Consider the following 25,740-nt stretch of genomic DNA (forward strand, 5'->3'; position numbering starts at 1 on the left):
ACAGTTAGACACCCGTAAGGGGGGTTAGTTGCCCCTGCTGTTCAGCTTCTTCGGCATGACCATCATGGTGCTCACCGAGCTCAGCCCCGGCGACCTGGCGTTCATGTTCGGCCCTCACCTCGTGGAGACCGGCGAACCACAACTGGTCGTGAAGCTTCTCACCGGCAAGTCGTCGGACGGGGAGCTGCTGGTCCACCGTCCCGACGGGATGCTGCTGCAGCGTCGCGTATTCCGCGGATGGAGCACCATGCCACCCCCTCTCCCCCCCTTCGCCGTGCTCGACCATCTCTTCCTGACGATGCGCGCCGTCGTCATGACCAAGGACGACGCGACGGTCGCGCTGGTCGGCAGCTCCTGCTCGCCCAGCGCCGGCCTGGCGGCCGCGCTGGCCGGGCGGTCCTGGCGCCCGGTGTCGGGACAGCTCCTCGTGGTCGACCGGGCCACCGGCCACACCCTCCCCTTCCACGTCCCGCTGGACCTGCGCGGCAGCGCCCTGGAATCGGCCAGGACCGGCGGCCTGATCGGCCCGGAGAACGACCCCGGCACCTGGCGGCGGACCCAGCCGACGCTGGCCGGGGAGTCCGTCCTGGTCCGCCCGGAAGTACTGGGCCCGATCGTCCCCGTCACCGCCAGGCTCGCCCCGCCCACGCTGGTCAGGCTCTGCCAGGGGGACGGCGACCGCTGCAGGCTGGAACCGTGGGCCTTCCAGCCGCACGCCTGGCCGCCGAACACCTCGGACCTGGCCGACGCGCCCCGCTACCGGCTGCTCATGCCGGAGTTCGGTGGCGCGGAGGAGGCCGCGGCACTCATCGACGACATGATCCAGGAGACACCATGCCCCGGCGGACCTCGTACGGCCCGGGAACACCTTGCTGGGTTGACCACATCACCGTCGACCTGACCGGAGCGAAACAGTTCTACGGCGGCCTGTTCGGCTGGGAGTTCACCAGGGAGAACAACCGCGGCTACCACCTCATCACGTTGCGAGGGGAGATCATCGGCGGCCTCGGGCCCAGCCCGACGGGCATGGCGCCCGGCTCGTCGTGGAACGTCTACCTGGCCTCCAAGGACCTCGACCACACCCGGACGGAGGTCGGCGCCCTGGGCGGCCGGGTCGTGATGGGCCCGGTGCCCGCGGGTGAGGACGGCCGTCTCTGCCTGGCCGTCGACCCCTCGGGCGCGGCGGTCGGCTTCTGGGAGGGCGGCAGGGACGAGGGCGTGGTCCTGGTGGACGAACCCGGCGCCCTGTGCGCCTGCGAGCTGCACACCGCCCGACCGGACGCGGCGGAGGAGTTCTACCGGGGCCTGTACGGCGACGTGCCCCTGGTGATCCGCCCCTCGTCCAGGACCGGCTGGGTGCCGTTCTTCGGCGTCCCCGGCACCATCGGCGCCAAGACCGCCGAAGCCCCCGAGACCGCCGGGACCGCCGAAGACACAGATACCGCCGGGAACACCGGAGGCGCCGCAAGCACGGAGGACACCGGAGGTGCCGCGGCGGCCCTGGCCGCCGGGGCCCGCCCGCTGGGATCGGGCCTGTTCGCCGACCCCCTGGGCGCGGTCTTCGGCCTCACCAGCGGAAATTAGTCGATAAATGCGTATCACGATGAGCATAAATACGTATTAACAAGATTCCCCACTCTTGCGATGATTTCGGAGTGAGCAATTCTCGCAAGGGAGGGGCATTTCATGGCGCCTGACGTGGTGGTGATAGGCGGCGGCCCGGCGGGAGCGATCTCGTCGGCGCTGCTGGCCCGGGCCGGTGCCCGGGTCCGCCTGCTGGAACGGGATTTCTTCCCCCGATATCACATCGGCGAGTCGATCTCCTCTTCCTGCCGGGCCATCATCGACCTCGTCGGTGCCCGGGAGAAGATCGAGGCCCGCGGCTACCAGGTCAAGGAGGGGCTGCTGCTCCGCTGGGGCGCGGAGCGCGACTGGACGATCAACTGGCCGGACCTCTTCGGCGACCAGGTGCGGTCATGGCAGGTGGACCGCGCCGACTTCGACGACGTCCTGCTCAGGCACGCCGCCGACCAGGGCGTCGAGGTGGTCCAGGGCGCCCAGGTGAAGAAGGTCCTCTTCGACGACGAGCGCGCCGTGGGTGTGGAGTGGACGCACGACGGGCGTCTCCGGGAGTCCCCGTCCGACTTCGTGGTGGACGCCTCGGGGCGTGCCGGCGTGCTCTCCTCCCAGCACTTCCGCGACCGGCGGCCGCACGACGTCTTCCGCAACGTCGCCATCTGGGGCTACTACCAGGGTGGCGCCCTGCTCCCCCGCACCCCCCGGGGCGGCATCAACGTGATCTCCGCCCTCAACGGGTGGTACTGGGTCATCCCGCTCAGCGGCGACGTCTACAGCGTCGGCTTCGTCACCCACCAGGACCACTTCCTGGCCCGCAGGCCCGAGTTCCCCTCGCAGCAGGCGATGTTCCACGCCCTGGTCGCGGAGTCGGAGACGGTGACGGAGCTGGTGGCGGGCGGGCGCTTCGAGGGCGAGGTCCGCGTCGAGCGGGACTTCTCCTACTCGGCCGACAGCTTCTGCGGCCCCGGCTACTTCCTCGCGGGCGACTCCGCCTGTTTCCTCGACCCGCTGCTCTCCACCGGCGTGCACCTGGCCATGTACAGCGGCATGCTGGCGGCCGCGAGCATCCTGTCCACCCACGCCGGTGAGGTCACCGAACGCGAGGCGCTCGGGTTCCACGAGTCCCACTACCGCAACGCCTACGGCCGGATGTTCTCCATGGTCGCCGGGTTCTACGAGCAGTACCGGGGCAAGAACAGCTACTTCTGGCTCGCCCAGCGCCTGGCCAGGGGGCAGTACCCGGAGCTGATGAGAAAGCGCGGCGGCGACTCCCCGGCGCCCTCCGACGGTGCCTTCGCCTCGATCACCTCGGGCCTGACCGACCTGGACGACGCCACCCGCGTCGGCGGCGCGGCCCCGCTGGACGCGATGGTGCTCGCCAACGAGCTGGTCGCCGGGAAGACCGGGAGCCGGACGGCGCACCCGGGCACCGACGACGCGACCGGGCTGTATCTGGTCACCGAACCGAGGCTGGGCATCGGCAGGGCCGTCGAACCGGTGGCCCCACGGTGATCGGAGGCTGAGCCGGACGGGTTGACCCCGCTCCGTACAGAAACCGGTCAGAGTCCGAGGGCGGTCAACAGCCGAACCGGTGACCCGCGCCGATCGGAGACCGGTCAGAGTTCCATGGGCGGTGACAGTCCAAACCGGTGAACAGTCCGACCAATCACCCACGCCGGTCAGAGACCGGTCAGAGACCGAGGGCGGTGGACAGCTGGTGCCGTCCTCGGATGCCCAGCTTGCGGTAGATGCGGCCCAGGTGGGTGTCGATGGTGCGCTTGCTCAGGCAGAGCCGCTCGGCGACCTCCATGCTGCTCATGCCCTGCCGTACCAGCTCGACGACGCGCTGCTCGGCGGGGGTGAGCACGACCCTGGCGTGCGACGGCTGCGCGTCCGGCGCGTGGTCCCGGCTCCCCGGCGGCTCGGTGGCGATCGTACGGGCCGCGGAGTGCTCGCCCAGCGCGGTGTACGCCTGGGCGGCGTGGGCGCGCCAGGGCAGGCAGGCGGGGTTGGTGATGCCGCGGGCGGAGAGCCGGTGCCCGCAGTCGAGGAAGAGGCTCAGCGCGGTGACGTGGTCGTCCGCCGCCGCCGCGATCAGCCCCTGGACCTCCAGGACCATGCTCTTGACCAGGGGATGGGCGTCCGCGGGGGTCACCGTGTCGCGCATCAGCGCCGCGGCGTCCTCCACGCGGTCCAGCCGGATGAGGGCCCGCGCGCCGCAGGCGCGGGCCGCCGTGGCGAGCACCCGCGCGCCGATAAGCTCGGCCCCCTCCCGCGCGTCGAGCGCGTCCCGCAGGCTGTCGGCCGACTCGCCCCGCCGGTGGCCGACGTCCGACCGCAGGAGCAGCCCGAGCGCGTGCAGATCCGGCTGGTCCCAGGTGCGGGCGTCCTGCAGGATCCTGGCGCACACGTCCAGCGCCTCCTCCGGCCGTCCCGTCCAGCCGAACGCCAGCGCGGCGCCCACCAGACCGGTCCCGACCGGCCGATCCCTGCGGGATCGTTCCCTGGTGGCTCGCATCGCCAGCCGCCTGGCGGTGTCCGGATAGCGCCCGCCCGCCGCGACCATCGCCGCCAGCGCGCCGGAGAACTCCTTCGCCGGCGCGTCCTGCACGCCCGACACGGCCATCCGCAGCGACCTGCGCAGCCCGGTGCGGTATCCCGACAGCACGCCCTGCGCGGTGAGCCGCAGCAGCGGCTCCCTCGGCGGGTCCGCCACGGTCGCCAGCTCGTGGGCCGCGGTGACGAACGGCCTGACACCCACCGTGCTGGCGGCCAGCGCGGGGCTCGCCAGGTTCAGCAGCGACCTGGCCCGCCGGGCCGGGTCGGGCGCGGTGGTGGCCAGCGCCTCGGCGTGCCGGACGCAGGCGTCCAGGTCGTGGCGGAGCTCGACCATGCCGAGCTGCAACGTCAGCTCGTGGATGGTGGCGGCGTCGCCGGAGCAGGCCAGCGCTCGGCGCAGGTACCGGGTCGCGTCGTCGTACTCACGGGCCGCGACCGCCTCGGTGGCCGCCCTGCGCAGCACCGGGACCCCCCAGTCGGAGTCGGTGAGCATCAGGTGCTCGGCGGTCTGCGCGGCCGGCGCGCCCAGCCTGTCCAGCAGCGCGGCCCCGCGTTCGTGCAGGCCGAGCCGGGTCTGGTTGTCGATGCGCGACAGCACGGCCGCGCGGATCAGCGGGTTGCGGAACCGCACCGGCGGCCCCTCCGTGACGAGGCCCGCCTGGACGAGTGCCCGGCGGGCCTGGCGGATCTGCGGCTCGCCCTGACTCAGCAGGATCGCGGCCACCGTGATGTCGGTCTCGGGTCCCATCACGGCGAGCTGGGTGAGCAGCTCCGAGGCCACCGGGTCGTGGTCGTGCAGCCATTCGAGCACGGTGTCGGACAGGGCCGCCGTGCCGATCTCCAGCACCTGGTCGGCGTCGGGCTCACCCGGGCTCACCCTGGCCTGCCGCATCCGGCTGGTCAGCTCACGCAGCACCAGCGGGTTCCCCTGCGACAGCGTGTGGCAGAGCGCGGCCAGCTCCACGTCGGGCGGCGCGCCCAGCGCCTCCGCGACGAAGTCGGCCGTGCAGGTGGCGCAGAACGGTCTGAGCTGGACGAACCGCGCGTACGGCAGCTTGCCCAGGTCCGCGGCCGGGCCGGCCGGGGTGCTGCCCGGCAGCGTGGCGACCATCATCACCGGCAGGTCGTCCAGGCGGCGCGCGATGTAGGAGAACCACCGCAGCGACGGCGTGTCGGCGAAGGACAGGTCGTCGATCGCGATCACCACCGGGTGGTCCGCGACCAGGTCCCGGGTGAGGTGGAACAGGTTGAGCAGCAGGTCGTGGGTCGCGGCGCCGTCGCCGCCGGAGGCGCGGTCGAACTGTTTGCGGGTCCGCTCGCCGGAGGCGAGCACCGGGTCGAAGAGCTGGCGGACCATGCCGTAGGCGAAATGACTTTCGCTCGGATGGCAGCGTGCCCGCAACACCCGGCTGCGCTGGGGAAGCATCTCGGTAATGGCGCCGAGCAGAGAGCTCTTGCCCATCCCGTTCTCCCCGAGGATTGACGCGACCGTCGGCCTTCCTGACCGGAGCTCGTCAATTGCCTCCCCGAATACAGTCAGTTCTCTGTCTCGGTGAAGAAGTGGAGCCATGCCTCATCGTCCCATTTTCTTGATCTGGATCTCAACGGGTTGCATGCCCGTCTTTCGCGAGGATCCGGTTGTGAGGCCGATTGCCGCCGCCTGCCGCGGCGATACTGAGGCTCCCGCGCCCGCGACCTAAGTATCGGCCGGGCGATGCGTACAATTTTTTGCGCATTCACCATCAAGGTCTTCTCGTGTTTAAATCCGCAATGAAGAGGGTGTCGAGAGCTTGATATAAAAAAGGCGGATGACGATGGAGAGTCCACGGCTGAAGGCTCATTTCCATGTCGAGGTCGTGGACGGATCCCGGGTCTTCCTGTACGCGGAGGGAATGGACTACCTCGTGCCGGGGAAGGCCGCCGCGGCGGTGCTGCCCTACCTCGACGGTCGCAGGACCGTGAGCGAGATCGTCCAGGAGTTGTCGGGAACGGTGCCGTTCACCACGGTGCTGACCACGCTGCGCCGCTACGAGGCGGCGGGGCACCTCGCGGAGGGCAGGCCCGACCTGCCGGACAGGGTGCTGGCCTACTGGGACGCGCTGGGCATCGACCCCGCGGCCGTCACGAAGGGCACGCCGGTCACCGTCTCGGCCGCCGAGGGGGTGGACGCCGCGCCGGTCGTGGACGCCCTGACCGAGCTGGGGCTGAAGGTGGGCACCGGCGCGATCGGCGAGGTGCCCGCCGAGGGGGTCTCCGTCGTGCTCGTCGACGACTACCTCGACCCGGCCCTGGAAGGCCGCAACGCGCTGCAGCTGGCGTCCGGGCTGCCCTGGCTGCTGGCCAAGCCCGGCGGCGTCAGCCCGTGGCTCGGCCCCTACCTCGACCCCGACCACACCGGCTGCTGGTCGTGCCTGGCCCAGCGGCTCAGCGGCAACCGCCAGCTGGAGCGCTACCTCGCCGGCAAGCGCGGCGAGCGGACGCCGCTGCACCCGGTGCGCGCGCAGATCACGGCGGGGCCGCTGGCGCTGGCCGGGATGCTGGCCGCCGAGGTCGCCAGGATCGTGGCGACGGGCGAGCCGGGCGCGCTCTGCGGCCAGATGGTCGCCCTCGACCTCGCGACCCTGGAGACCAGCAGGCACGTGCTCGTCCGCCAGCCGCAGTGCCCGTCGTGCGGCACGCCGCCCGACGACGACCCCAAGATCGTGCTCACCCCGCGGCAGGCGAACCACGTCACCGACGGCGGCTACCGGGTCAACCAGCCGCAGGAGACGTTCGAACGGCTGGAGCGGCACATCAGCCCGCACCTCGGCGCGATCACCAAGCTGATGTCGATCGGCGCCGACCCCACCGGCCTGACCTTCAGCTACGCCGCGGGCCACAACTTCGCCATGGTCAACGACAGCATGGACCTGCTCCGCCGCAACCTGCGCGGCCAGAGCGGCGGCAAGGGGCGCTCGGAGATCCAGGCGAAGGTCAGCGCGGTCTGCGAGGCGATCGAACGCTACTCGGGGGTCTGGCGGGGGGACGAGCCGGTCATCCGGGCCGCGTACGCCGACCTGGACCCGGCGACGGCCGTGCACCCGGACCGGATGCTGCTCTTCTCCGACGAGCAGCGGGCCGGGCGCAAGGAGTGGAACGCCGACCCGGCGCACCGGCTGCAGCAGGTGCCCGACCCGTTCCCGGAGAACATGCCGTTCGACTGGTCGCGGGCCTGGTCGCTGACCCGGGACGAGGAGCGGCTCGTCCCGGCCGCCTACGCCTGGTACGGCCACCCCGACCTCTACGACCACTTCTTCTGCATCGCCGACTCCAACGGCAGCGCCGCGGGCAACACCATGGAGGAGGCCATCCTGCAGGGCATCTGCGAGCTGGTCGAACGCGACTCGGTGGCGCTGTGGTGGTACAACCGGCTGCCCCGCCCCGGCTTCGACCTCGACTCGCTGGACGACCCCTACGTGGGCGAGCTGCGGGCCTTCTACGACGGCATGGACCGCGACCTGTGGATGCTCGACCTCACCACCGACGTGGGCGTCCCGGTGTTCGCCGCGGTCTCCCGGCGCCGCCACGAGGCCGAGGACATCATGGTCGGCTTCGGCAGCCACCCCGACCCGCGCATCGCGGCGTTCCGCGCGCTCACCGAGCTCAACCAGTTCCTGCCCAGCGTGGAGCGGCGTGACGAGGAGGGCAACACGCTCTACCGCGTGGACGACCCCGAGATGCTCGCCTGGTGCAAGGGCGCCGTGATCGCCCGGGAGCCCTGGCTGCTGCCGGACCCGGACCAGCCGGCCACCACCGTCGGCCCGCCCGCCCCCACCGACCTGGCCGAGTGCGTACGCCGGTGCGTGGACTCGATCGAGGCGGCCGGCTCCGAGGTGATCGTCCTCGACCAGTCCCGTCCCGACCTGGAGCTGAACGTCGTCAAGGTGATGGCCCCCGGCCTGCGGCACTTCTGGCGCCGCCTCGCCCCCGGCCGCCTCTACGACACACCGGTGCGACTCGGCTGGCTCGACCGCCCGACCCCCCAGGACGAGATCAACTCCTGGAACGTGTTCTTCTGAGACGGACGGTCCCCATGAACCCCATCATCGTCTCCCGGCTCCGCCGGGGCGCGTCGTTCTCCGGCGAGCGCGTCCAGCTCGCCACCACGGCCCTCGAACTGAGGAACCTGTCCCAGGGACAGTCGACGGCACTGAAGCTGCTCAGCGAGGGCGACCACGACGACGCCGCCCTCGCCGCCGCGGTGACCACCGCGGACGGCGAGGCGGGACTGCTGCGCTGGCACCTGCTGTTCCGCGGGCTGAACACCTCCGGGATGGTCGAGCACGCCGTGCAGGTGGACGGCGCCGTCACGGCCAGGCTCTATCCGGTCGGCCGGGGCTCGACGCTGCCCGCGGCGGCCCCGGCCGGACCCGTACGGCTGTCGCGCTTCGCCGAGGCGCGGCTGGTGGACGGCACGCTGACCCTGCGGGCCCCCGGCAGTCACCTGGCCGTCGAGCTGATGCCGGGGACCGCCGGGCTGCTCGACGAGCTGGCGACCTGGAACACCGGGACGCCCGTCCCGCTGCTGCGGCTGCTCGCCACGGCCGGGCTGCTGGCCCCCGGCGGCCCGGACGGGGACCTGGAGGCGACGGAGCTCTCCTACGCGCAGTGGAACCCCGCCGACCTGGCCTTCCACTCCCGTACCCGCTTCCCCGCCACGGCCTCCGGGTACGGCGGGACCTATCCCCTCGGCGACCGCTTCCCGCCGGAACCGGTCTCCCCGGCGCCCTCGGGCATCCGGACGGTCACGCTGCCGGTGCCCGACCTGGACGAGATCGCGGCCAGGGAGCCGTCGTTCACCGAGGTGCTCGAACGGCGCACCTCGATCCGCGCCCACGACCAGGAGACGCCGATCACCCTCGCCCAGCTGGGCGAGCTGCTCTACCGGAGCCTGCGCAGGCGGGGCACCATGACGGGCAGCGACGGCCAGCGGCTGGCCAGCCGGCCGTACCCGAGCGGCGGGGCCGTCCACGAGCTGGAGGTCTACCCGCTGGTCTCCGCGTGCGAGGGACTGCCGTCCGGGCTGTGGCACTACGCGACCGACCGGCACGAGCTGGAGCTCGTCGCCGAACCGGGCAAGGCCACCGACGCGCTGGTCAGGGAGGCGCGCAACGCCGCGATGATGGAGTCGGACCCGCAGGTGGTGCTGCTGGTGGCGGCCCGGTTCGGCCGGGTGATGTGGAAGTACGAGACCGTCGCCTACCCGCTGGTGCTCAAGCACGTGGGCGTCCTCTACCAGACCCTCTACCTGGTGGCCACCGCGATGGACCTGGCCCTGTGCGGCCTGGGCGGCGGGGACACCGGCGCCTTCGCCACCGCCTCGGGACGCGACCCGCTCCTCGAGGGCACCGTCGGGGAGCTCGTCCTCGGCTCCCGGCCCCGGACGGAGGAGTAGACCGCGATGAGATTCCGCTTCCAGGCGCTGCAACGGATGCGCGAACCCGACGAGCTGGACTCCCCCACCCTGCTGGCCACCCCCCGGGGCTGGATCGCGGTCTTCGTCGTGATGATCGTGATGGCCGGCGGGCTGGTCTGGGCGTTCGCCGCCGAGCTGCGCATCTCGGTCGCCGCCCCGGGCGTCCTCACCCACCCGGGCGGCACCGCCCGCATCCAGAGCCACTACTCCGGCCTCGCCCGGCGCGTGCTGGTCCGGCCGGGCGACCGGGTGATCGTCGGCCAGTCCGTCGCGGAGCTGCAGGACGCCGACGGCAAGATCCAGGAAGTGGCGAGCCCGTTCACCGGCCAGGTGGTCGGCACCACGGTCAACGACGGCCAGGTCGTCGCCGTCGGCACCACGGTCGCCACGGTCGAGCGGACCGACCTGCCCGACGACCGGCTGGTCGCCATGGTGTTCGTGCCCGCCGACCGGGCCGCGTGGATCGCCCCCGGCCGCCCGGTCGACCTGGAGGTGTCCACCGCGCCCGCCGCGGCCTTCGGGCTGCTGCGCGGCACGGTCACCTCGGTCAGCCGCTATCCCCTGACCGGTGAGGCGCTGGCCGGGCTGGTGGGCGGCGACCTGGCCGCCAAGCGGTACGCCGCCGTCCAGGCCCCGCTGATGATCATCGTGGACCTGATCCCCAAACCGGGCGCGCACTCGGGATACGCCTGGTCGACCGCGCAGGGACCGCCCGTGCGGCTCGACTCCCAGGTGACCGTGTCGGCCTCCATCCACCTGGGCGAGCAGACGCCGTTCGACCTGGTGCTCGGGCGCTGAGCGGAGGAGGCACCGATGACGAACACCACACTCAAGCCCGCGAAACCCGCCAAGCCCGCCAAGCCCGCGTCCAAGAAGCAGCCGCAGGCCCCGCGCCCCCGCAGGAAGAACCGCCACCGGGTGCCGACCGTGATCCAGATGGAGGCGGTCGAGTGCGGCGCGGCCGCGCTGGCGATGGTCCTGGGCCACTACGGCAAGCACGTCCCGCTCGAAGACCTGCGCGGCCGCTGCGGGGTGTCCAGGGACGGGTCCAAGGCGTCCTCGATGCTCGCGGCGGCCCGCTCCTACGGAATGATCGCCAAGGGCTTCCAGGTCGAGGCCGAGCTGCTCCGCGACCAGACCGGCCCGGTGATCGTCTTCTGGGCGTTCCAGCACTTCATCGTGGTCGAGGGACTGGTGACCCGGTTCGGCCGCACCATGGTCGCGGTCAACGACCCCTCGTCGGGGCCGCGGCTGATGGAGTGGTCGGAGTTCGACTCCGGCTTCACCGGGATCATGCTGACCTTCGAGCCGGGCCCCGACTTCAAGCGGGGCGGCGAGCGCGCCAAGCTCAGCAAGGCGCTGCTCCAGTGGCGGCTGCCGTCCGGACGCGCCCTGCCGCTGGTGCTGCTGGCCAGCGTGCTGCTGCTCCTGCCCGGCATCGCGGGACCCGCCTACTACCGGGTCTTCATCGACCGGGTGCTGACCGGCGACTCCCCCGGCGTCCTGCCACCGCTGCTGATCGTGATGGCGTTCACCGCGGCGGCCATCTTCGTGCTGACCTCGGTGCAGCAGTACTACCTGTTACGCCTGGAGATCAGGGTCGGGCTGGTCGGCTCCGCCCGCTTCTTCCGGCACCTGCTGCGGCTGCCCATCGAGTTCTTCCTGCAACGCCGCCCGGCCGAGGTCGCCAAGCGGATCTCCACCAACGACACCGTGGCCGAGATCCTCTCCCGCGACCTCGCGCTGACCGTGATCAACATGGTGCTGGTGGCGTTCTACGCCGCCCTGCTGGTCCGCTACGACGTGCTGCTCGGCGTCATCGGCGTCGGCATGGCGGCGCTGAACATCCTGGTGCTGCGCTGGGTCGCCCGGGCGCGCAAGGACGCGGTCACCGCGCTCCGCACCGACCGCGGCAACCTCACCGGCACCACCTTCGCCACGCTCAGCATGATCGAGACGGTCAAGGCCACCGGCGCCGAGCCCGACGCCTTCACCCGCTGGGCGGGCTTCCTGGCCAAGGTCGTCTCCGCGCAGCAGCGGCTCGGCGTGCCCACCGCGGTGCTCGTCGTCGTCCCGCCCCTGCTCGCCACCGTGAACACCGGCCTGATGCTGCTCATCGGCGGCCTGCGGGTGGTGGAGGGCGTGCTCAGCATCGGCATCCTCATCTCCTTCCAGACCCTGCTCGCCGCGCTCAGCAGGCCGGTCACCCAGCTCACCAACCTCGGTGGCCGCCTGCAGGACCTCAGCGCCGACGCCAAGCGCATCCACGACGTGGAACGCCACCCGATCGCCCGCTGCTTCGAGCGCACCGGCGACGAGACGGAGATCGGCACCCGCCTGGAGGGCCATCTCGAACTGCGGGAGGTCACCTTCGGGTACGGCCCGCTCACCGATCCCATCATCGAGAACCTCTCGCTGAGCATGACCCCGGGCAGCCGGGTCGCGATCGTGGGCGGCTCCGGCAGCGGGAAGTCCACCCTGGGCCGCCTGCTCACCGGCCTGTACGAACCGCGCTCCGGGCAGATCCTGCTCGACGGCCACCCGCTGGACGAGATCCCGCGCACCGTGCTCGCCAGCTCGATGGCCTACGTCGACCAGGACATCGTGCTGTTCGCCGGGACCGTACGCGACAACCTCACCCTGTGGGACGAGGCGGTCCCCGACGAGGTGGTGCTCGCCGCGCTCCGCGACGCCGCCGTCTACGACGCCGTGCTGGCCCGCCCCGGCGGGATCAACTCGTTCGTCCGCGAGGACGGCCGCAACTTCAGCGGCGGCCAGCGGCAGCGGCTCGAACTGGCCCGCGCGCTCGCCGCGGAGCCGACCCTGCTCATCCTCGACGAGGCCACCAGCGCCCTGGACCCGGAGACGGAACGCGTCATCATGGACAACCTGCGCCGCCGCGGCTGCGCCTGCCTGCTGATGGCCCACCGGCTGTCCACCATCCGCGACGCCGACGAGATCATCGTCCTGGACCGCGGCCGGGTCGCCGAGCGCGGCGGCCACGAGGAGCTGCTCGCCGCCGACGGCATCTACACGCGGCTGTTCAACACCGGAGGAGGACTGTGAGCCCCACAGCGCTGACAGCACTCGCCGGGGTCGCCACCCCGATGGATCTCGGCACCGACCGATTCATGATCCTCGACAACCCGGGGCGGATGCTGCTGGTCGAGTCGGGCACGGTGGACCTGTTCGCGGTCCGTACCGCCGACGGCGAGCTGGAGGGGCGCTGGAACTTCCTGGGCCGGGCCGAGGCGGGCACGGTGCTGGCCTGCGGGGTGCCGCCGGGCCCGCGCCACGTGATCGTGGTCCGCCCGGTGCCCGGCGCCGTGCTGGCCGACGTCCTGGTCGCGATGCTGCACGACCTGTCCCCCGAGGCAGCCGCCTCGCTGGTCAAGGGGCTCGACCGCGGCATCGAGCTGCTCGCCGAGGCGCTGCCCGCCACCCTGCCGCCCCGCCAGTTCGTCCCGCTGCCCGTCAACGGGACCGCGGAACTGGACACGGGCCGTACCCTGCGGTCGGTCGACGGCGTGCGCTGTGTGCGCGTCGAGGAGGGCGAGGTGGGGATCGGCAACAGCGACGGCCTGGTGTTCGGCGTGGGCAGCGACATCTGCCTGACCGAGAGGGACTGGCTCGTCACCCGCGCCAGGACCCGGCTGCGGACCCGCTCGCTGCACTCGGTCTTCGACGAGGGCCTGCTCTGCGAGTTCCTCGCCGCCCACGCCGTCCGGCTGCTCGACACCGTCGACGAACGCCTCGAACGGCAGCTCGAGGAGGAACGCGCCGCCCTCACCGGCCTGCGCGAACGCGAGAGCACCGTGCTGACGCAGGCCGTACGGAGCTTCGACGCCGTACTGCGCGACACCGAGGTCCAGGTCAAGCTGGCCGACGTGGCGAACGACCCGCCCGCCCTGGCCGCGGCCCGGCTGGTCGCGGCGCACCTGGGCTTCGAGGTCCGGCCGCCGGTACGGCACGGCGGCCAGGACCGTCCGATGGGCGACCTGCAGGCGATCGCGCTCGCCTCCGGCGTACGGACCCGGATGGTCCGGCTGGACGGCCCGTGGTGGAAGCAGGACCTGGGGCCCATGGTCGGCAGCACCTCCGCGGGCCGTCCCGTGGCGCTGCTCACCATGGGCCACGGCTACGTCATGGTGGACGACGGCGTGCTCACCCCGGTCACCGCGACCGTCGCCCGCAACCTGGAGAAGCGGGCACACGTGCTGTACCGGCCGCTGCCCGCCTCGGTCAAGACCGTCGGCGCGCTGCTGCGCCTGGGGCTCTTCGACAGCGGCAACCAGCGTGACCTGCTGCGGTTCGCCGCCATGGGGGTGCTGGTCGCCCTGCTCGGGCTGCTGGTCCCGATCATGACGGGCAAGGTGCTCGGCGTGTTCACGGTCCGGGCCGAACTCGACCTCATCGTCCAGGGCTCCCTGCTGGTGATCGGCTCCGGGTTCGTGATCGCCGCCCTGTCGGTGGTGCAGAACATCGCGGTGCTGCGGATCGAGAGCCGTACCACCTCGGCCCTGCAGTCGGGACTGTGGACCCGGCTGCTCTCCCTGCCCGCCGGATTCTTCACCCGCTACTCGACCGGCGAGCTGGGCACCACGGTGCTGGGCATCAGCTCGGCGCAGGAGATGCTCTCCGGGATGCTGACCACGGCCACGCTGGGGCTGCTCACCGGATCGGCCAACCTCGTCCTGGTCTACTTCTACGACGTGCGCCTCGCCCTGGTCGCCACGGCGCTCATGCTGTTCGGACTCGGGTTCGCCATCGTCGCGGGGCGTATGCAGCTGCGCTGGCAGCGGCAGTCCTACGAGCACGAGCGGACCATGTCGGCCCGGGTCTTCCAGATGCTCACCGCGATGCCGAAGCTGCGGGCCGCCGCCGCCGAGGAGCGGGCGTTCGCCGAGTGGACGCGCGAGGTCACCAGGGGCCGCTCGCTGACCGCCTCGGCCCGCCGCATCCAGAACGCGGTGACCACGTTCAACGCCGGATTCCCGCTGGTCTGCACGGCGGTCGTGTTCGCGGTGGTGGCCGGGCCGATGGCGGGCCAGATCCCGGTCGCCACGTTCCTGCCGTTCTTCACCGCGCTCAGCCTGCTGCTCGCCTCCAGCCTCCAGTTCACCGCCGCCGCCGTCACCGCGATGGGCGTCGTGCCGATGCTGGAGAACATCAGGCCGATCCTGGAGGCCCGGCCGGAGACCGACGGCACCAAGGCCGACCCCGGCGACCTTTCGGGACGGCTCGGGCTCAGCAAGGTGTCGTTCCGCTACGGCCAGGACGGGCCGCTCACCCTCGACGGCGTCGCCCTCTCGATCGAGCCCGGCGAGTTCGTCGCGCTGGTCGGCCCCTCGGGCAGCGGCAAGTCCACGGTGCTGCGGCTGCTGCTCGGCTTCGAGACCCCGCTGTCGGGCACCGTCCTCTACGACGGCCAGGACCTCGCCGAACTCGACGTCTCCGCGGTGCGCCGCCAGTGCGGGGTCGTGCTCCAGAACGGCGCGCTGCAGGCGGGCAGCATCCAGGCCAACATCGTCGGCAGCGGCATCCACACCGTGGACGACGCCTGGGCGGCGGCCGAGATGGCCGGGCTCGCCGACGACATCAGGGCGATGCCGATGGGCATGCACACGGTGCTCTCCGAGGGCACCAGCACGCTCTCCGGCGGCCAGCGGCAACGCCTCATGATCGCCCGCGCCCTGGTCGCCCGGCCCCGCATCGTGTTCTTCGACGAGGCCACCAGCGCGCTGGACAACCCCTCCCAGAGCCGGGTCGCCGAGAGCACCCGCCGCCTCAACGCCACCCGGGTGGTGATCGCCCACCGGCTCTCCACGGTGGTGGCCGCCGACCGCATCGTGGTCATGGACGAGGGGCGGATCGTCCAGCAGGGCACCTACGACGATCTCCTCGCCGACCGGGACGGCCTCTTCGCCCGCCTGGCCACCCGCCAGCTCTCCTGACCGGCGGGCGCGCCCCGAGAGGACGTACGGGCAGGTGCCGCCGGGCGCCCTCGGCACCTCGCCGAGGGCGGTCGGAGCACCGGCGCGAGCACCGCCCACGCCACGCCCGCTCCGGCCCCCGCGCCCTGCCCGGGTGCCTCACCCCGGCCGGTCAGGCCAGGGCCTGGCGGTAGGGGGCGAGGGAGGCGAGCCATCTGTCCAGGGAGCCGGAGTCCTCCCACAGCTCGTACAGCTCGTTGTCGTCGGGGCGGGTCGCCCGGTCGATGGTGGCCCGGGCGAGGTCGCGGAGCTCGGTGGACGGTTCGAAGGGGTTGCTCTCCAGCCACCGGGCGGCGGCGTCGTCCGGCTCGGTGCCGATCACGCGGGCGCCGACCAGGCAGGCCACCGCCACGGCCCCGCTCATCTCCGGCCCCTCCACGTATTCGGCGTCGTCGAGGATCTCCCGCATCGCCAGGGCGAGCCGGTCCGTCATGTCCTTGGCCTCGACCTCGTCGAGGTCGCCCAGCTGGTCGAGGGCCCCGTCGTTGTCGAACGGTCCCATGCCCCACGCGCCCATATCGGTCTCCCGTCCGGCCTTCTGATCGGTCGATCGAATGGTAGGGATCGCCTGCGACATTTCACCGTCCCGGCCGGCTACTCCTGGTCCAGCCGCACGGCCTGCCGCACGTAGTCGCGCAGGGCCTCCTGGTTCACGGTCTCCGGCTTCTTGAGCTTGACGTGCCTCGTCGTCTTCCCGACGCCCTCCAGCAGGCCGAAGGAGTCCTCGAACTCCGCGCCCCGCGCGAAGGCGAAGGTGAGGTGCGTCTTGCTGGCGCTGATGATCGCCAGGAGCTTACGGCCCTGCCAGGCGGGCGACCCGCGGCTGATCATCTCGGTCGCGTCGGGGGCGCACTCCTTCATGAGCGTGCGCAGCGTGTTCACGATTTCCCGGTGTTGCGGCTGGACCTTGGTCTCGACGAACTCATCCACGGCTTCGCTGCTCACGAACAAGCCTTCCTCACGTCACTCGTTGACCTGGATCGCGCGTGTCCCCGATTCCCGGCCGGTCGGTCATCGGCGGGACGAGGAAGCATAACCCGCCGGAGAACGGAGGCTCGATACACCTCGACGTACCTCGATGTACAAGGTGTTCCGGCCTTGCGGGACCTCGCGTGGCTTCGACGGCATGGTTTCGGTGCGCTTCACGTGGGTCGTCCGGTACCGGGCGGGTCACGGCAGGGGGGGCGGCGCACGGCACGCCGCCGAGCGATGGTCCCGCCCGAGGACGGGACCATCGCCGGTCCCCGCCGCCCCCTACCGGGGTCTACCGGTTTCCGCAGGTTCTACCGGGACGGCGTCCCGTCGGGCGCCGAGCCAGGCGGGACCGGGGCGTAACCGGTGGCCCGGGTGGTGAAGGTGCCCCGGCCCTGGGTCCGGCTGCGCAGCCGGGTCGCGTAGCCGAACAGCTCGGCCAGCGGCACGGTCGCGGTGATCACCACCGTCCCGGCCCGCGCGGTCGAGCCGGTGACCCGGCCGCGCCGGGCCGCCAGATCGCCCAGCACCCCGCCGGCGGCGTCGTCGGGCACGGTGGCCGTGACCTCGACCACCGGCTCCAGCAACACCATCGCGCCGGCCCGCAGCGCCTCGCGCAGCGCGAACCGGCCGGCCGTGCGGAACGCCATCTCCGAGGAGTCCTTGGGGTGGGTGGCCCCGTCGGTCAGCGTGACCCGCAGGCCGGTCACCGGATGCCCGCCGAGGGGCCCCTCGGCCAGCGCGTCCCGGCAACCCGCCTCCACCGCCCGTACGTACTCCTTCGGCACCCGCCCGCCGACGACGGCCGAGCCGAACACGAAACCCTCCGCGTCCGGGGCGGCGTCCGGTGGCTCCGATGACTCCAGTGGTTCCACGTCGAGGACGACGTGGGCGAACTGGCCGGCGCCGCCGTCCTGCTTGACGTGCCGGTACAGCAACCCGGACACCCCGCGCACGACCGTCTCCCGGTAGGCCACCTGTGGTCGCCCGACCCCGACGTCCAGCCCGTGGGCGCGGCGGATCTTCTCCACCGCGACCTCCAGATGCAGCTCGCCCATCCCCGACAGCACCGTCTGGCCGGTCTCGGGGTCGGTCCGGACCACCAGTGAGGGGTCCTCCTCGACCAGCCGCGCCAGCGCCGACGCCAGCCGGCCGGTGTCGGTGCTCCTGCGGGCCTCGACCGCGACGGAGACCACCGGGTCGGCCACGGTCGGCGGTTCGAGGACCAGCGGCGCCGAGGGGTCGCACAGGGTGGCCCCGGTGCGGGCCGCCTTCAGCCCGACGACCGCGACGATGTCCCCGGCCACCGCCAGGTCCACCTCGGTGTTCCGGTCGGCCTGTACCCGCAGGATCCGGCCGATCCGCTCGGTACGCCGCGCGCCCGCGTCCAGCACCGTGTCTCCCTTCCGGATCGTCCCCGAGTAAACGCGCAGATAGGACAGCCGACCGGTGGCGGTCGAGCTCACCTTGAACACCAGGGCGGCGAACGGCGCCGCCGGGTCGGCGGCCCGTTCCCGCACCGCGCCGTCCCGGCCGCCGTCCTGGGAGCCGTCCTCGGTGCCGCGTACCGGCGGCACGTCCAGCGGCGAGGGCAGGTAGGCGACGACGGCGTCCAGCAGCGGCTCGATCCCCCGGTCGCGGTAGGCCGATCCGCACAGCACCACCACGCCCTCACCCGTACGGGTCAGGTCGCGCAGCGCGGCGGCGAGGGTCGGCGCGGAGATCGCCGACTCCGCGCAGAACTCCTCCAGCGCGCTCGGGTGCAGTTCGGCCACCGCCTCCTCCAGCAGCCGCCGGCGCCGGCGCGCCTCCTCCAGCAGGGCGTCCGGCACCGGGCCCTCCTCGAACGTGTCGCGGCCCCCGGCCCAGACCAGTGACCGCATGCGCAGCAGGTCCACCACGCCGGTGAACCCGTCCTCCCGCCCGATCGGCAGCTGGACGACCAGCGGGACCACCCGCAGCCGCTCGCGGATCGACGCGACCGCCGCGTCGAGGTCGGCACCGGCGCGGTCGAGCTTGTTGACGAAGGCGATCCGCGGCACCCCGTGCCGGTCGGCCTGCCGCCACACCGACTCGCTCTGCGGTTCGACGCCCGCGACGGCGTCGAACACCGCGATCGCGCCGTCGAGCACCCGCAGCGAGCGCTCCACCTCGTCGGAGAAGTCGACGTGGCCCGGGGTGTCGATCAGATGGACGCGGTGGCCGTTCCAGGCACAGCTCACCGCCGCGGCGAAGATGGTTATCCCACGGTCGCGCTCCTGGGAGTCGAAGTCGGTGACGGTCGTCCCGTCGTGCACCTCGCCACGCTTGTGGGTGGCGCCGGTGACGTACAGGATCCGTTCGGTGATGGTGGTCTTGCCCGCGTCGACGTGGGCGAGGATGCCCAGGTTGCGGACGCCGTTCAGCGAGTCGGTGATGTGATGACGCAGGTCGGTACGCACGGCCCGTGGCCCTTCGGAGTGATCCGGACAGGACGGCGCGATTCCCGGACGGCACGACCCGAGGTCAGGTCGTGGAGGGACCTCCGGCACGGCACGGCGACACGCGGACACGCCTCGCCGGGCGGGCAGGGGTCAGAGGTTCGTCACGGGCGTTCGACGCGGGCCGCGCGGCCGGCGTCGGGGACCGACGAAGACACCAGGATCACGTCGTAGCGTGACGGGGGAACGACCACGGCGGTGCGATGGCGCACGACATGCTCCCCTCTCTGGTCAAGCCTCTCCGGTCAAGGCGCGCGCCGCGGTGTCGCGGCGGCGCGTGATCAGTGGCGAGTGTAGTGAGACCGGCACGGGCGGGAAAGCGATTTTCTCGCCGGGGCACCCCAGGGTCGACCGGCTTCACCAGCGGGTGAGGCATTCCGGCGTCCCTGAAAGTTTCATGTCCCACGCGACGGATATCGCGCCCGAGACCATTCCCTTCTGGTCCTTCTCGCCCTCCTGGTCCTTGTGGTTCCTCTGGCCCCTCCGAGTCGCGGCATCGGTGTCACACTTCCGGTTGTGATCACGCGCACGACCCGACTCATCCCTTAAATCACATCATCAGCGATAAACCACGACTGTTGACACTACTTTCTGATTTATCTAACTTCCAATTGTTGCTTCGAAGGAAGCTTTTCGCGTAGCGAACACAGGAGTGTGGCCATGTCGCCCCAGAGTCCACTGTTCGGCCGGCGCCGGACGCTGGCCGGAGCCGCGGCCGCGGCCCTCGGCCTCGCGCTCGTCCCGGCGGCCGGGGCGGCGGCCGGGGCCGCCACCCGGCATCCGTTCGGGCCGTACGGATCACCGCGACACCGGCGGAACGAGCGCACGCTGTACGTCGACTCCCAGGGCCGGGGCGACCACCCGACCGTCCAGGCGGCCGTCGGCGCGACACCGGACGCCCCGGAACAGGGCTGGACCCTGGTGATCGCGGCCGGGACCTACCGCGAGACGGTGCTGGTGCCCCAGGCCAAGACCGGCCTGACCTTCCTCGGCGCCACCCGGGACGCCCGGGACGTCGTCATCGTCTTCGACAACGCCGCCGGGACGCCGAAGCCCGGCGGCGGCACGTACGGGACGAGCGGCAGCGCCACCACCACCGTCCAGGCCGACGGGTTCACGGCGGCGCACGTGACCTTCGCCAACGACTGGCTGCGCGCCGACCACCCGGAGATCACCGCGACGCAGGCCGTCGCCGTGAAGGTCATGGGCGACCGTTCCGCCTTCGAGGCGTGCCACTTCCTCGGCCACCAGGACACGCTGTACGCCGACACCCCCAACCTGGCCGCCTTCTCCCGCCAGTACTACCGGCGCTGCCACATCGAGGGCGACGTCGACTTCGTCTTCGGCCGCGCCACCGCGGTCTTCGACCGATGCGAGCTGCGCGCCCTCACCCGCGACGTGTCGTTCCTGCCCTACGGTTTCGTGTTCGCGCCGAGCACCGCCGCCGCGAACCCGTACGGCTACCTGGCCACCAGGTGCCGCGTCACCGGTGAGGCCCCCGACGGCTCCTACGGTCTCGCCCGTCCCTGGCGGCCGAGCAGCGACCCGACCGCCGTCCCGATGCTGACCGTGCGCGAGACCTGGCTCGGCCCCGTGATCGACACCACCGCCCCGTACGTGAACATGAGCTCCGGCTACCCCTGGCAGGAGGCCAGGTTCGGCGAGTACCGCGACTCCGGTCCGGGAGCGGCGATCCCCGTTCCCGAGAACAGGCCGCAGCTGACCCCGGAGCAGGCGGCCGGGCGGACCATCCGCACCCACCTCGGCGACTGGAGGCCGCCGGTGTAGACCGACCCGGTCCCGTGGTCAACCGACTCACGCGCCGGGCCAGGCCCGGTCCACGCGGTCAGGCCACACACCAGGGCCGGTCCGTACGGTCAGGTCACGCACCAGGCCCGGCGCGGACCGCACGATCGGGTCACGCGCCCGGTCCTGGGGTGAGGTGCTTGACGAAGAGGAGCCCGTCGGTCTCGCGCAGATGGCCGGGGTCCAGCGGGAAGTAGCCGTGGTTCGCCGACGTGTCGGTGCGCGGGACCGGTTCGGTCCCCGTGGCGCGGAGAGCCTCGGCCAGGCTCGCCGAGTCGACGACGTAGCGGTTCCCCGGGAGGGTGGACAGGATCCCCTCGAGGGTGTCCGGGCGCGGAGCGCCGAGCCCCTGGTGCGGTGCGGCTCCCAGGGCCGACGCCACGAAGGCGTACTCGTCGCCCAGCCGCGCGCCGACGAGCGCGCCGGCGCTCCACCACCTCAGCGTCCGGCCTTCCAGCGGCCCCCAGCCCGGCGGGAGGAGCCAGCGGCTCTCCTCTCTCTGGAGATGGCGGTTGTGGGCGTGGACCAGTGTCGGCCCGCGCCGCGCCCGGCGCTCCCGCTCCGCGACGGCCCGCAGGTTGCCGGCCATCATCACGTCGCGCAGGCCCATGAGCCGCACCAGGCGCGCCTCGGACGTGTCGGCCATCACGGCGTGGTAGCGGAGCAGCCCGGTCGCGGTACGCCCGTGCAGGTGCGCCCGCCACCACTCGTCACGCGACGTCGCGCGGATCAGGCGCGGCGACTCCGCGGTGAGCAACGCCAGCAGGTCGTCCGCGATGAGACGCAGTTCCCCGGCGTCGGCGGACAGTCCCACGGACAGGGAGGGGTCCGTCGTCACCGCGGGATCGGTCCACCGGTCGTCGGAGCCGACCAGGTGCTCGACGGTGCCCACGGTGTACGGGAGAAGGTCGATCTCCAGCCGGTCCGCGAGGTAGCCGAGCAGCGCGGTGAGGGCCCGCCTCGGGCTGTCCGCCCCGGTCATCTCGAACGGGCCGTCGAACCCGAAGAACCGGACCCTGTCCGGTGCGGGACGGTCCCGGTTGTGCTCTCTCATCCACCGCACGAGCTCGCGGCTCGTCTCCAGTTCGCCCAGTCCGTGGCTGAAGCCGTGGCGCATGACGTCGTCGAACGTTCCCACGCCCTCCGTGACGTACTCGTCGACGATCAGGCCCGCGAGGCAGTCGCTCTCCAGCGCGATCGACCGGTAGCCCTCGTGCTCGACGAGATGCCGGAAGACCTCGTTCCGCAGCCGGGGGAGCGCCTCCTCACCGTGCGTGGCCTCCCCCAGACCGAGCAGGCGGGGCCTGCTGGGAAGCGACCGGAGAAGTCTCGTCATCGCGGAGCCGAGTTCGGCGGCGCTCTCGCCGCCGAACGCCCACACGTCGTCTCGGACCGGTGGATCGGCGGCCATGGCGACTCCTGTCTCTTCGTTCGTCCAGGCAACTCCCTCAACCGTATCGTTGAATCTTCTGTGTAAACTTTTCTCGCTTTTTCCTGGCTGGTTAGATCGAAACCTTCAACACCGTGGTGAGCCTCCGAATCCGGCGGGCTACGGCCGGTCGGCCCGGCACGCGACCTCCGGTCGCAGAATCCACCCGGGACCAGGTGCGTACGGGTGTCGCCGTTACGCGGACGAGTCGGCAGCAGCGCACACGCGCACGCGACCCATCACCTCAATCGCAGATCACCTCATAACGTCGTTCAACCCGAATCGAGCACTCGTTGGAAATTGTCCACCACACGGTGACCTAGCCCCCCTATCTCCACTGGAGATCGAGCGTCGGACCGATGACCCCGCTCACCTGACACCGTCGCCATCACCTCCGGCACAAAAGTCCCGGCCCATCACTTCGTGGTCGCGAACCGGGCGCCGGGAGTTTCGTCTCCCGACGCATTTCGTGTCCGCCCTTATCGAGAGTTCCGTGCCCGCTCCGGCCGAAAGTGTACTTCTGAGCCTTTCCCGTCTTCTCCATCTTTTTCGACGACCGGCCGGTTCCCGTCCCTCCCAGGCGGCCAGGGCGACTCCGCTCGACGACCGCCCCGGTCATCTCCGCGCCCGTCACAGGCCGGGGAGTGGCTCCCGTTGAGCCGAGGGGCACCCGCACCGGTTCGCCCGCCAGGCCGCGCCGAAGCCGCCCTCTCCAGCGGTGTCGTGAGCCGGTGGCGTACGGCCGCGGGTCGACGCCGGGCCCCTACCGGCCGGCAGGTCCGCGCCGGCCCCTCCTACCCCATGCCCCGCAGGGTGGCCGCGGCCGACCTGGCCGCCTCGACGCCCGCCTGTCGCAGGGCATCGCCGGATCCGGCCTCCAGATCGACGTACCGCAGGTCCGCCACCAGGTTGCCGAGTCTGAAGGTGACCACGGTCATGCGGACCCGCCCATCGGCGTTGGCCGCGTTCCAGGAGAACGCCTCGTCTCCCACGTCCGTGAGCGCGCGGGGAGCGGAGCTGGTCATCCGCTGCCTGTCCCCGACCCCGATCTCGTACCAGGTCCACTCCACGTCGCGGGTACCGTGGACCCGCTGCCTCTCCAGAGCGGTGAAGAGCTCGCGCGCGGAACCGGGGGTCAGCGACCACGGGCCCGGGGTGCCGGAGCCGGTGACGGCGGTCAGCTCCACCCCCGCGCCGCGGATCGTCCACTCGCAGCCGTTCTCGGACGCGCGCCCGCCGGCCGGAGCGCCGAGAAGCCCGGTGACCTGCTCCGGGGACAGCGCTCCACAGAGATCCACGGCCTTCTCGAACACCGGTGACACCGGTGAAACCGGCCTGTCCGCCGGTGCGGGCTCTCTCGTGAGCAGTATGGCGGCCACGGCGGAGGCCACGGCCGCCGTCACGGCCAGCAGGACCGCCGGGGTCCACCGGCGCGTCCGGCGACCGGTCGTCCGGGGCACGGTGATGCGCGGTGACTCACCGTCCGCGATCTGCCGCAGCAGCCCCAGCGCGATCTCGGCGTCCGGGCGCGCCTCGGGCTCGCGGGCCATCAGCCAGCGCAGGAGTGACGCCAGCGGACCGGCGACCCTCGGCGGACGCGGATCCCGCGTGAGCGTCGCCCGGATCACGTCCGCGGGAGAGCCCTCGTAGGGCGGGACACCCTCCAGCGCGGTGAAGAGGGTGGCCCCCAGCGACCACAGGTCCGAGGCGGGACCGCCGCTCTCGCCGGCCAGGCGCTCCGGGGCGACGAACCCGGGCGTCCCGATGACCTGGCGCGTGCCGACGACCCGGCGCGTGCCGGTCGGCGCGGGCAGGCCCGGGGAGCGGTCGACGCCGAAGCCGGTGAGGACGACGCGGTCGTCGTCGGTCAGGAACACGTTGCCCGGCTTGACGTCACGATGCCGCACGTCGTGCGCGTGCGCGACGACCAGCGCCTCCAGCAGGAAGGCTCCGATCGTGGCCACCTGGAGGGGGAGCCGCGGGCCGCGGGCCGCCAGCTCGTCGGCGAGGTTGCGGCCGTGCAGCCGCTCCATCACGATCCACGGCCTGCCGTCCTCCACCAGCACGTCGTGTACGGCGACGATCGCCGGGTGACGCAGCCGCGCCATCGCCTCGGCCTCCCGCGTCACCCTGGCCACCAACTCGGCGCGGCTCCGCTCGTCGCCGCCCTCCGGGATCCTCACCTCCTTGACGGCGACCTCACGGTCGAGTGCCTCGTCCCTGGCCAGCCACACGGTGCCCATTCCGCCGTGGCCGAGCGGACGCAGGAGAAGATAGCGAAGGGCCAGCTTCGCCCCCATCGAATCGGCCATATTCCAAGAATAGGCAATTATGCCGCGTTAATCGATCTCTCAAATGTGACGAGGCGATACCGAAGCCCGGACGCGACGCCCTCGCGTCTTGTTCACGAATCGGAGAATGGCGGCCGGACGCGTCACGCACCTCGAAGGACGTGGCCGACTCGAAGGTCTTCCAAGGGTCATGCCGGGAAGAACCCGATTTATTTTCGGCCAGTCTACAACCGGCCTCAAACATCGGACAAAAATTGATGATCGTGCCGATCGGCGCGGTCACGCTCGGCACTCCCCCTGCTCGCCGGGCACGGACGGCGTTCGCGGACCCGGGTCTCGGTGCCGGACTCGCCCTCGGGCATGACGCCGGGGGACCCCGAATACCGTCCGGGAACGCGTTCAGTTAAAAACGCGCTTCACCCGCCGGCTCGCGGCGGCATTCCTTTTCCCCATCTCCCTGTCTTCAAACACGGCAGCTAAATCAGCGCCTATTCAATATGAAAAGTATTCGGACCCGCCTGCCGGCCCCGCCCCTCCCATCCCCGCCATCCCCGTCGTTCCCGCCGTCCTCGTCACCCCTGTCGCACTCGTCATCACCGTCCGAGGCGGAGCGAGGCGGGGCTAGGCGGGGCTAGGCGGCACGGAGCGGGGCGAGGCGGGGACCGGAGCGGGCCGGGGCACGGCGAGGCGGAGCACGGGGACGGCAGCGGCGAGGCGGAGCACGGGGATCGCGACGGCGGCGGCGACGGCGAGGACGGTGGCGACGGCCAGGCCGTACGTGACCATCGCCGCCGTCCGGCCGAACTCGACCACGGCGCTCATCGGCGCCGGTTCCGGTAGTGGTGGACGATCAGGGCTGCGACGCACGCGAGGGTGGCCAGCCCGAACCCGATGCCGGCGAGGACGTTGGTGCCGATGGACGAGAACACCACGTTGAGAACCGCGCTGACCATCAGCAGGAACCACAGCACGGGACGTACCATCCCGGTCCGCCCGGTCCGCACCCCGGCGGGCCGTACCGGACGTGGCGCCTCGGCGGCCTCCGGAATGTGGTGAAGATCGGTCACGGTGCGCTCCTCGCTCGACAGGCTCTAAAGGGCTCGACAGGCTTTACAGGGTTTGACAGGGACCGGGCTCGACCGGGACCGGGCTCGGCGGATCACCTGTCACACGTCGA

17 protein-coding genes are annotated in these 25,740 nt (G+C 71.8%); 9 read left to right on the forward strand and 8 right to left on the reverse strand.

What is annotated here, in order from left to right; all coding sequences use genetic code 11:
• Positions 1-28 precede the first annotated feature (28 nt).
• From ACFFRH_RS11020 to ACFFRH_RS11030, 3 genes are all read left to right on the forward strand, one after another.
• Positions 29-901 (forward strand): hypothetical protein, encoded by an 873-nt coding sequence (locus tag ACFFRH_RS11020; protein ID WP_344743242.1) that lies wholly within the window; start codon positions 29-31, stop codon positions 899-901.
• Positions 835-1,584 (forward strand): VOC family protein, encoded by a 750-nt coding sequence (locus ACFFRH_RS11025; RefSeq protein ID WP_344743241.1) that lies wholly within the window; start codon positions 835-837, stop codon positions 1,582-1,584. The genes ACFFRH_RS11020 and ACFFRH_RS11025 overlap by 67 nt, the downstream gene beginning before the upstream one ends.
• A gap of 102 nt (positions 1,585-1,686) precedes the next feature.
• Complete coding sequence (locus tag ACFFRH_RS11030) at positions 1,687-3,090, forward strand: NAD(P)/FAD-dependent oxidoreductase (RefSeq protein WP_344743240.1); 1,404 nt, start codon at positions 1,687-1,689, stop codon at positions 3,088-3,090.
• Between the two features lie 178 nt (positions 3,091-3,268).
• Here the strand turns inward: ACFFRH_RS11030 and ACFFRH_RS11035 are convergent, their stop codons facing one another.
• Complete coding sequence (locus tag ACFFRH_RS11035) at positions 3,269-5,707, reverse strand: ATP-binding protein (protein WP_344743239.1); 2,439 nt, start codon at positions 5,705-5,707, stop codon at positions 3,269-3,271.
• Between the two features lie 238 nt (positions 5,708-5,945).
• On the opposite strand from ACFFRH_RS11035, the gene ACFFRH_RS11040 reads away from it, so the two are divergent.
• Genes ACFFRH_RS11040 through ACFFRH_RS11060 form a run of 5 tightly spaced genes read left to right on the forward strand, consistent with a single transcriptional unit; the run spans position 5,946 to position 15,546 of the window.
• On the forward strand, positions 5,946-8,195 hold the full coding sequence (locus ACFFRH_RS11040; RefSeq protein ID WP_386156021.1) for a TOMM precursor leader peptide-binding protein: 2,250 nt from the start codon (positions 5,946-5,948) through the stop codon (positions 8,193-8,195).
• 14 nt (positions 8,196-8,209) lie between these two features.
• Complete coding sequence (locus ACFFRH_RS11045) at positions 8,210-9,571, forward strand: SagB family peptide dehydrogenase (protein ID WP_386156023.1); 1,362 nt, start codon at positions 8,210-8,212, stop codon at positions 9,569-9,571.
• Positions 9,572-9,577: 6 nt separating this feature from the next.
• A complete protein-coding gene (locus ACFFRH_RS11050) occupies positions 9,578-10,390 on the forward strand; it encodes a biotin/lipoyl-containing protein (protein WP_344743237.1) in 813 nt (270 codons plus the stop codon).
• 15 nt (positions 10,391-10,405) lie between these two features.
• Positions 10,406-12,658, forward strand: a complete 2,253-nt coding sequence (locus ACFFRH_RS11055) for an NHLP family bacteriocin export ABC transporter peptidase/permease/ATPase subunit (protein WP_344743236.1) — start codon at positions 10,406-10,408, stop codon at positions 12,656-12,658.
• A complete protein-coding gene (locus ACFFRH_RS11060; RefSeq protein WP_344743235.1) occupies positions 12,655-15,546 on the forward strand; it encodes an NHLP bacteriocin export ABC transporter permease/ATPase subunit in 2,892 nt (963 codons plus the stop codon). The genes ACFFRH_RS11055 and ACFFRH_RS11060 overlap by 4 nt, the downstream gene beginning before the upstream one ends.
• 151 nt (positions 15,547-15,697) lie before the next feature.
• Here ACFFRH_RS11060 and ACFFRH_RS11065 read toward each other — a convergent pair whose 3' ends face one another.
• The 3 genes from ACFFRH_RS11065 to fusA form a co-directional block, all read right to left on the reverse strand.
• A complete protein-coding gene (locus ACFFRH_RS11065; protein ID WP_344743234.1) occupies positions 15,698-16,102 on the reverse strand; it encodes a DUF4259 domain-containing protein in 405 nt (134 codons plus the stop codon).
• Between the two features lie 77 nt (positions 16,103-16,179).
• Positions 16,180-16,530: a DUF1801 domain-containing protein gene (locus tag ACFFRH_RS11070; RefSeq protein WP_344743233.1), complete on the reverse strand. Its 351-nt coding sequence runs from the start codon at positions 16,528-16,530 to the stop codon at positions 16,180-16,182.
• 338 nt (positions 16,531-16,868) lie between these two features.
• Positions 16,869-18,998 (reverse strand): elongation factor G, encoded by a 2,130-nt coding sequence (fusA, locus tag ACFFRH_RS11075; protein WP_344743232.1) that lies wholly within the window; start codon positions 18,996-18,998, stop codon positions 16,869-16,871.
• Positions 18,999-19,697: 699 nt separating this feature from the next.
• Between fusA and ACFFRH_RS11080 the strand changes: the two genes are divergently transcribed.
• Positions 19,698-20,825: a pectinesterase family protein gene (locus tag ACFFRH_RS11080; protein ID WP_344743231.1), complete on the forward strand. Its 1,128-nt coding sequence runs from the start codon at positions 19,698-19,700 to the stop codon at positions 20,823-20,825.
• Between the two features lie 130 nt (positions 20,826-20,955).
• Here the strand turns inward: ACFFRH_RS11080 and ACFFRH_RS11085 are convergent, their stop codons facing one another.
• From ACFFRH_RS11085 to ACFFRH_RS11100, 4 genes are all read right to left on the reverse strand, one after another.
• Positions 20,956-22,254, reverse strand: coding sequence for an erythromycin esterase family protein (locus ACFFRH_RS11085; protein WP_386156028.1), 1,299 nt, complete (start codon positions 22,252-22,254; stop codon positions 20,956-20,958).
• Positions 22,255-23,066: 812 nt separating this feature from the next.
• Positions 23,067-24,584 carry a serine/threonine-protein kinase gene (locus tag ACFFRH_RS11090; RefSeq protein WP_386156030.1) on the reverse strand — a complete coding sequence of 506 codons (1,518 nt, stop codon included), beginning with the start codon at positions 24,582-24,584 and terminating at the stop codon, positions 23,067-23,069.
• Between the two features lie 600 nt (positions 24,585-25,184).
• A complete protein-coding gene (locus ACFFRH_RS11095) occupies positions 25,185-25,385 on the reverse strand; it encodes a hypothetical protein (RefSeq protein WP_344743227.1) in 201 nt (66 codons plus the stop codon).
• Entirely contained in the window at positions 25,382-25,630 is a 249-nt protein-coding gene (locus ACFFRH_RS11100; protein WP_344743226.1) for a hypothetical protein, read from the reverse strand. Before ACFFRH_RS11100 ends, ACFFRH_RS11095 begins: the two co-directional genes overlap by 4 nt.
• Between the last annotated feature and the right edge of the window lie 110 nt (positions 25,631-25,740).

This window comes from Streptosporangium vulgare (assembly GCF_042428775.1).
Lineage (GTDB): Bacteria > Actinomycetota > Actinomycetes > Streptosporangiales > Streptosporangiaceae > Streptosporangium > Streptosporangium vulgare.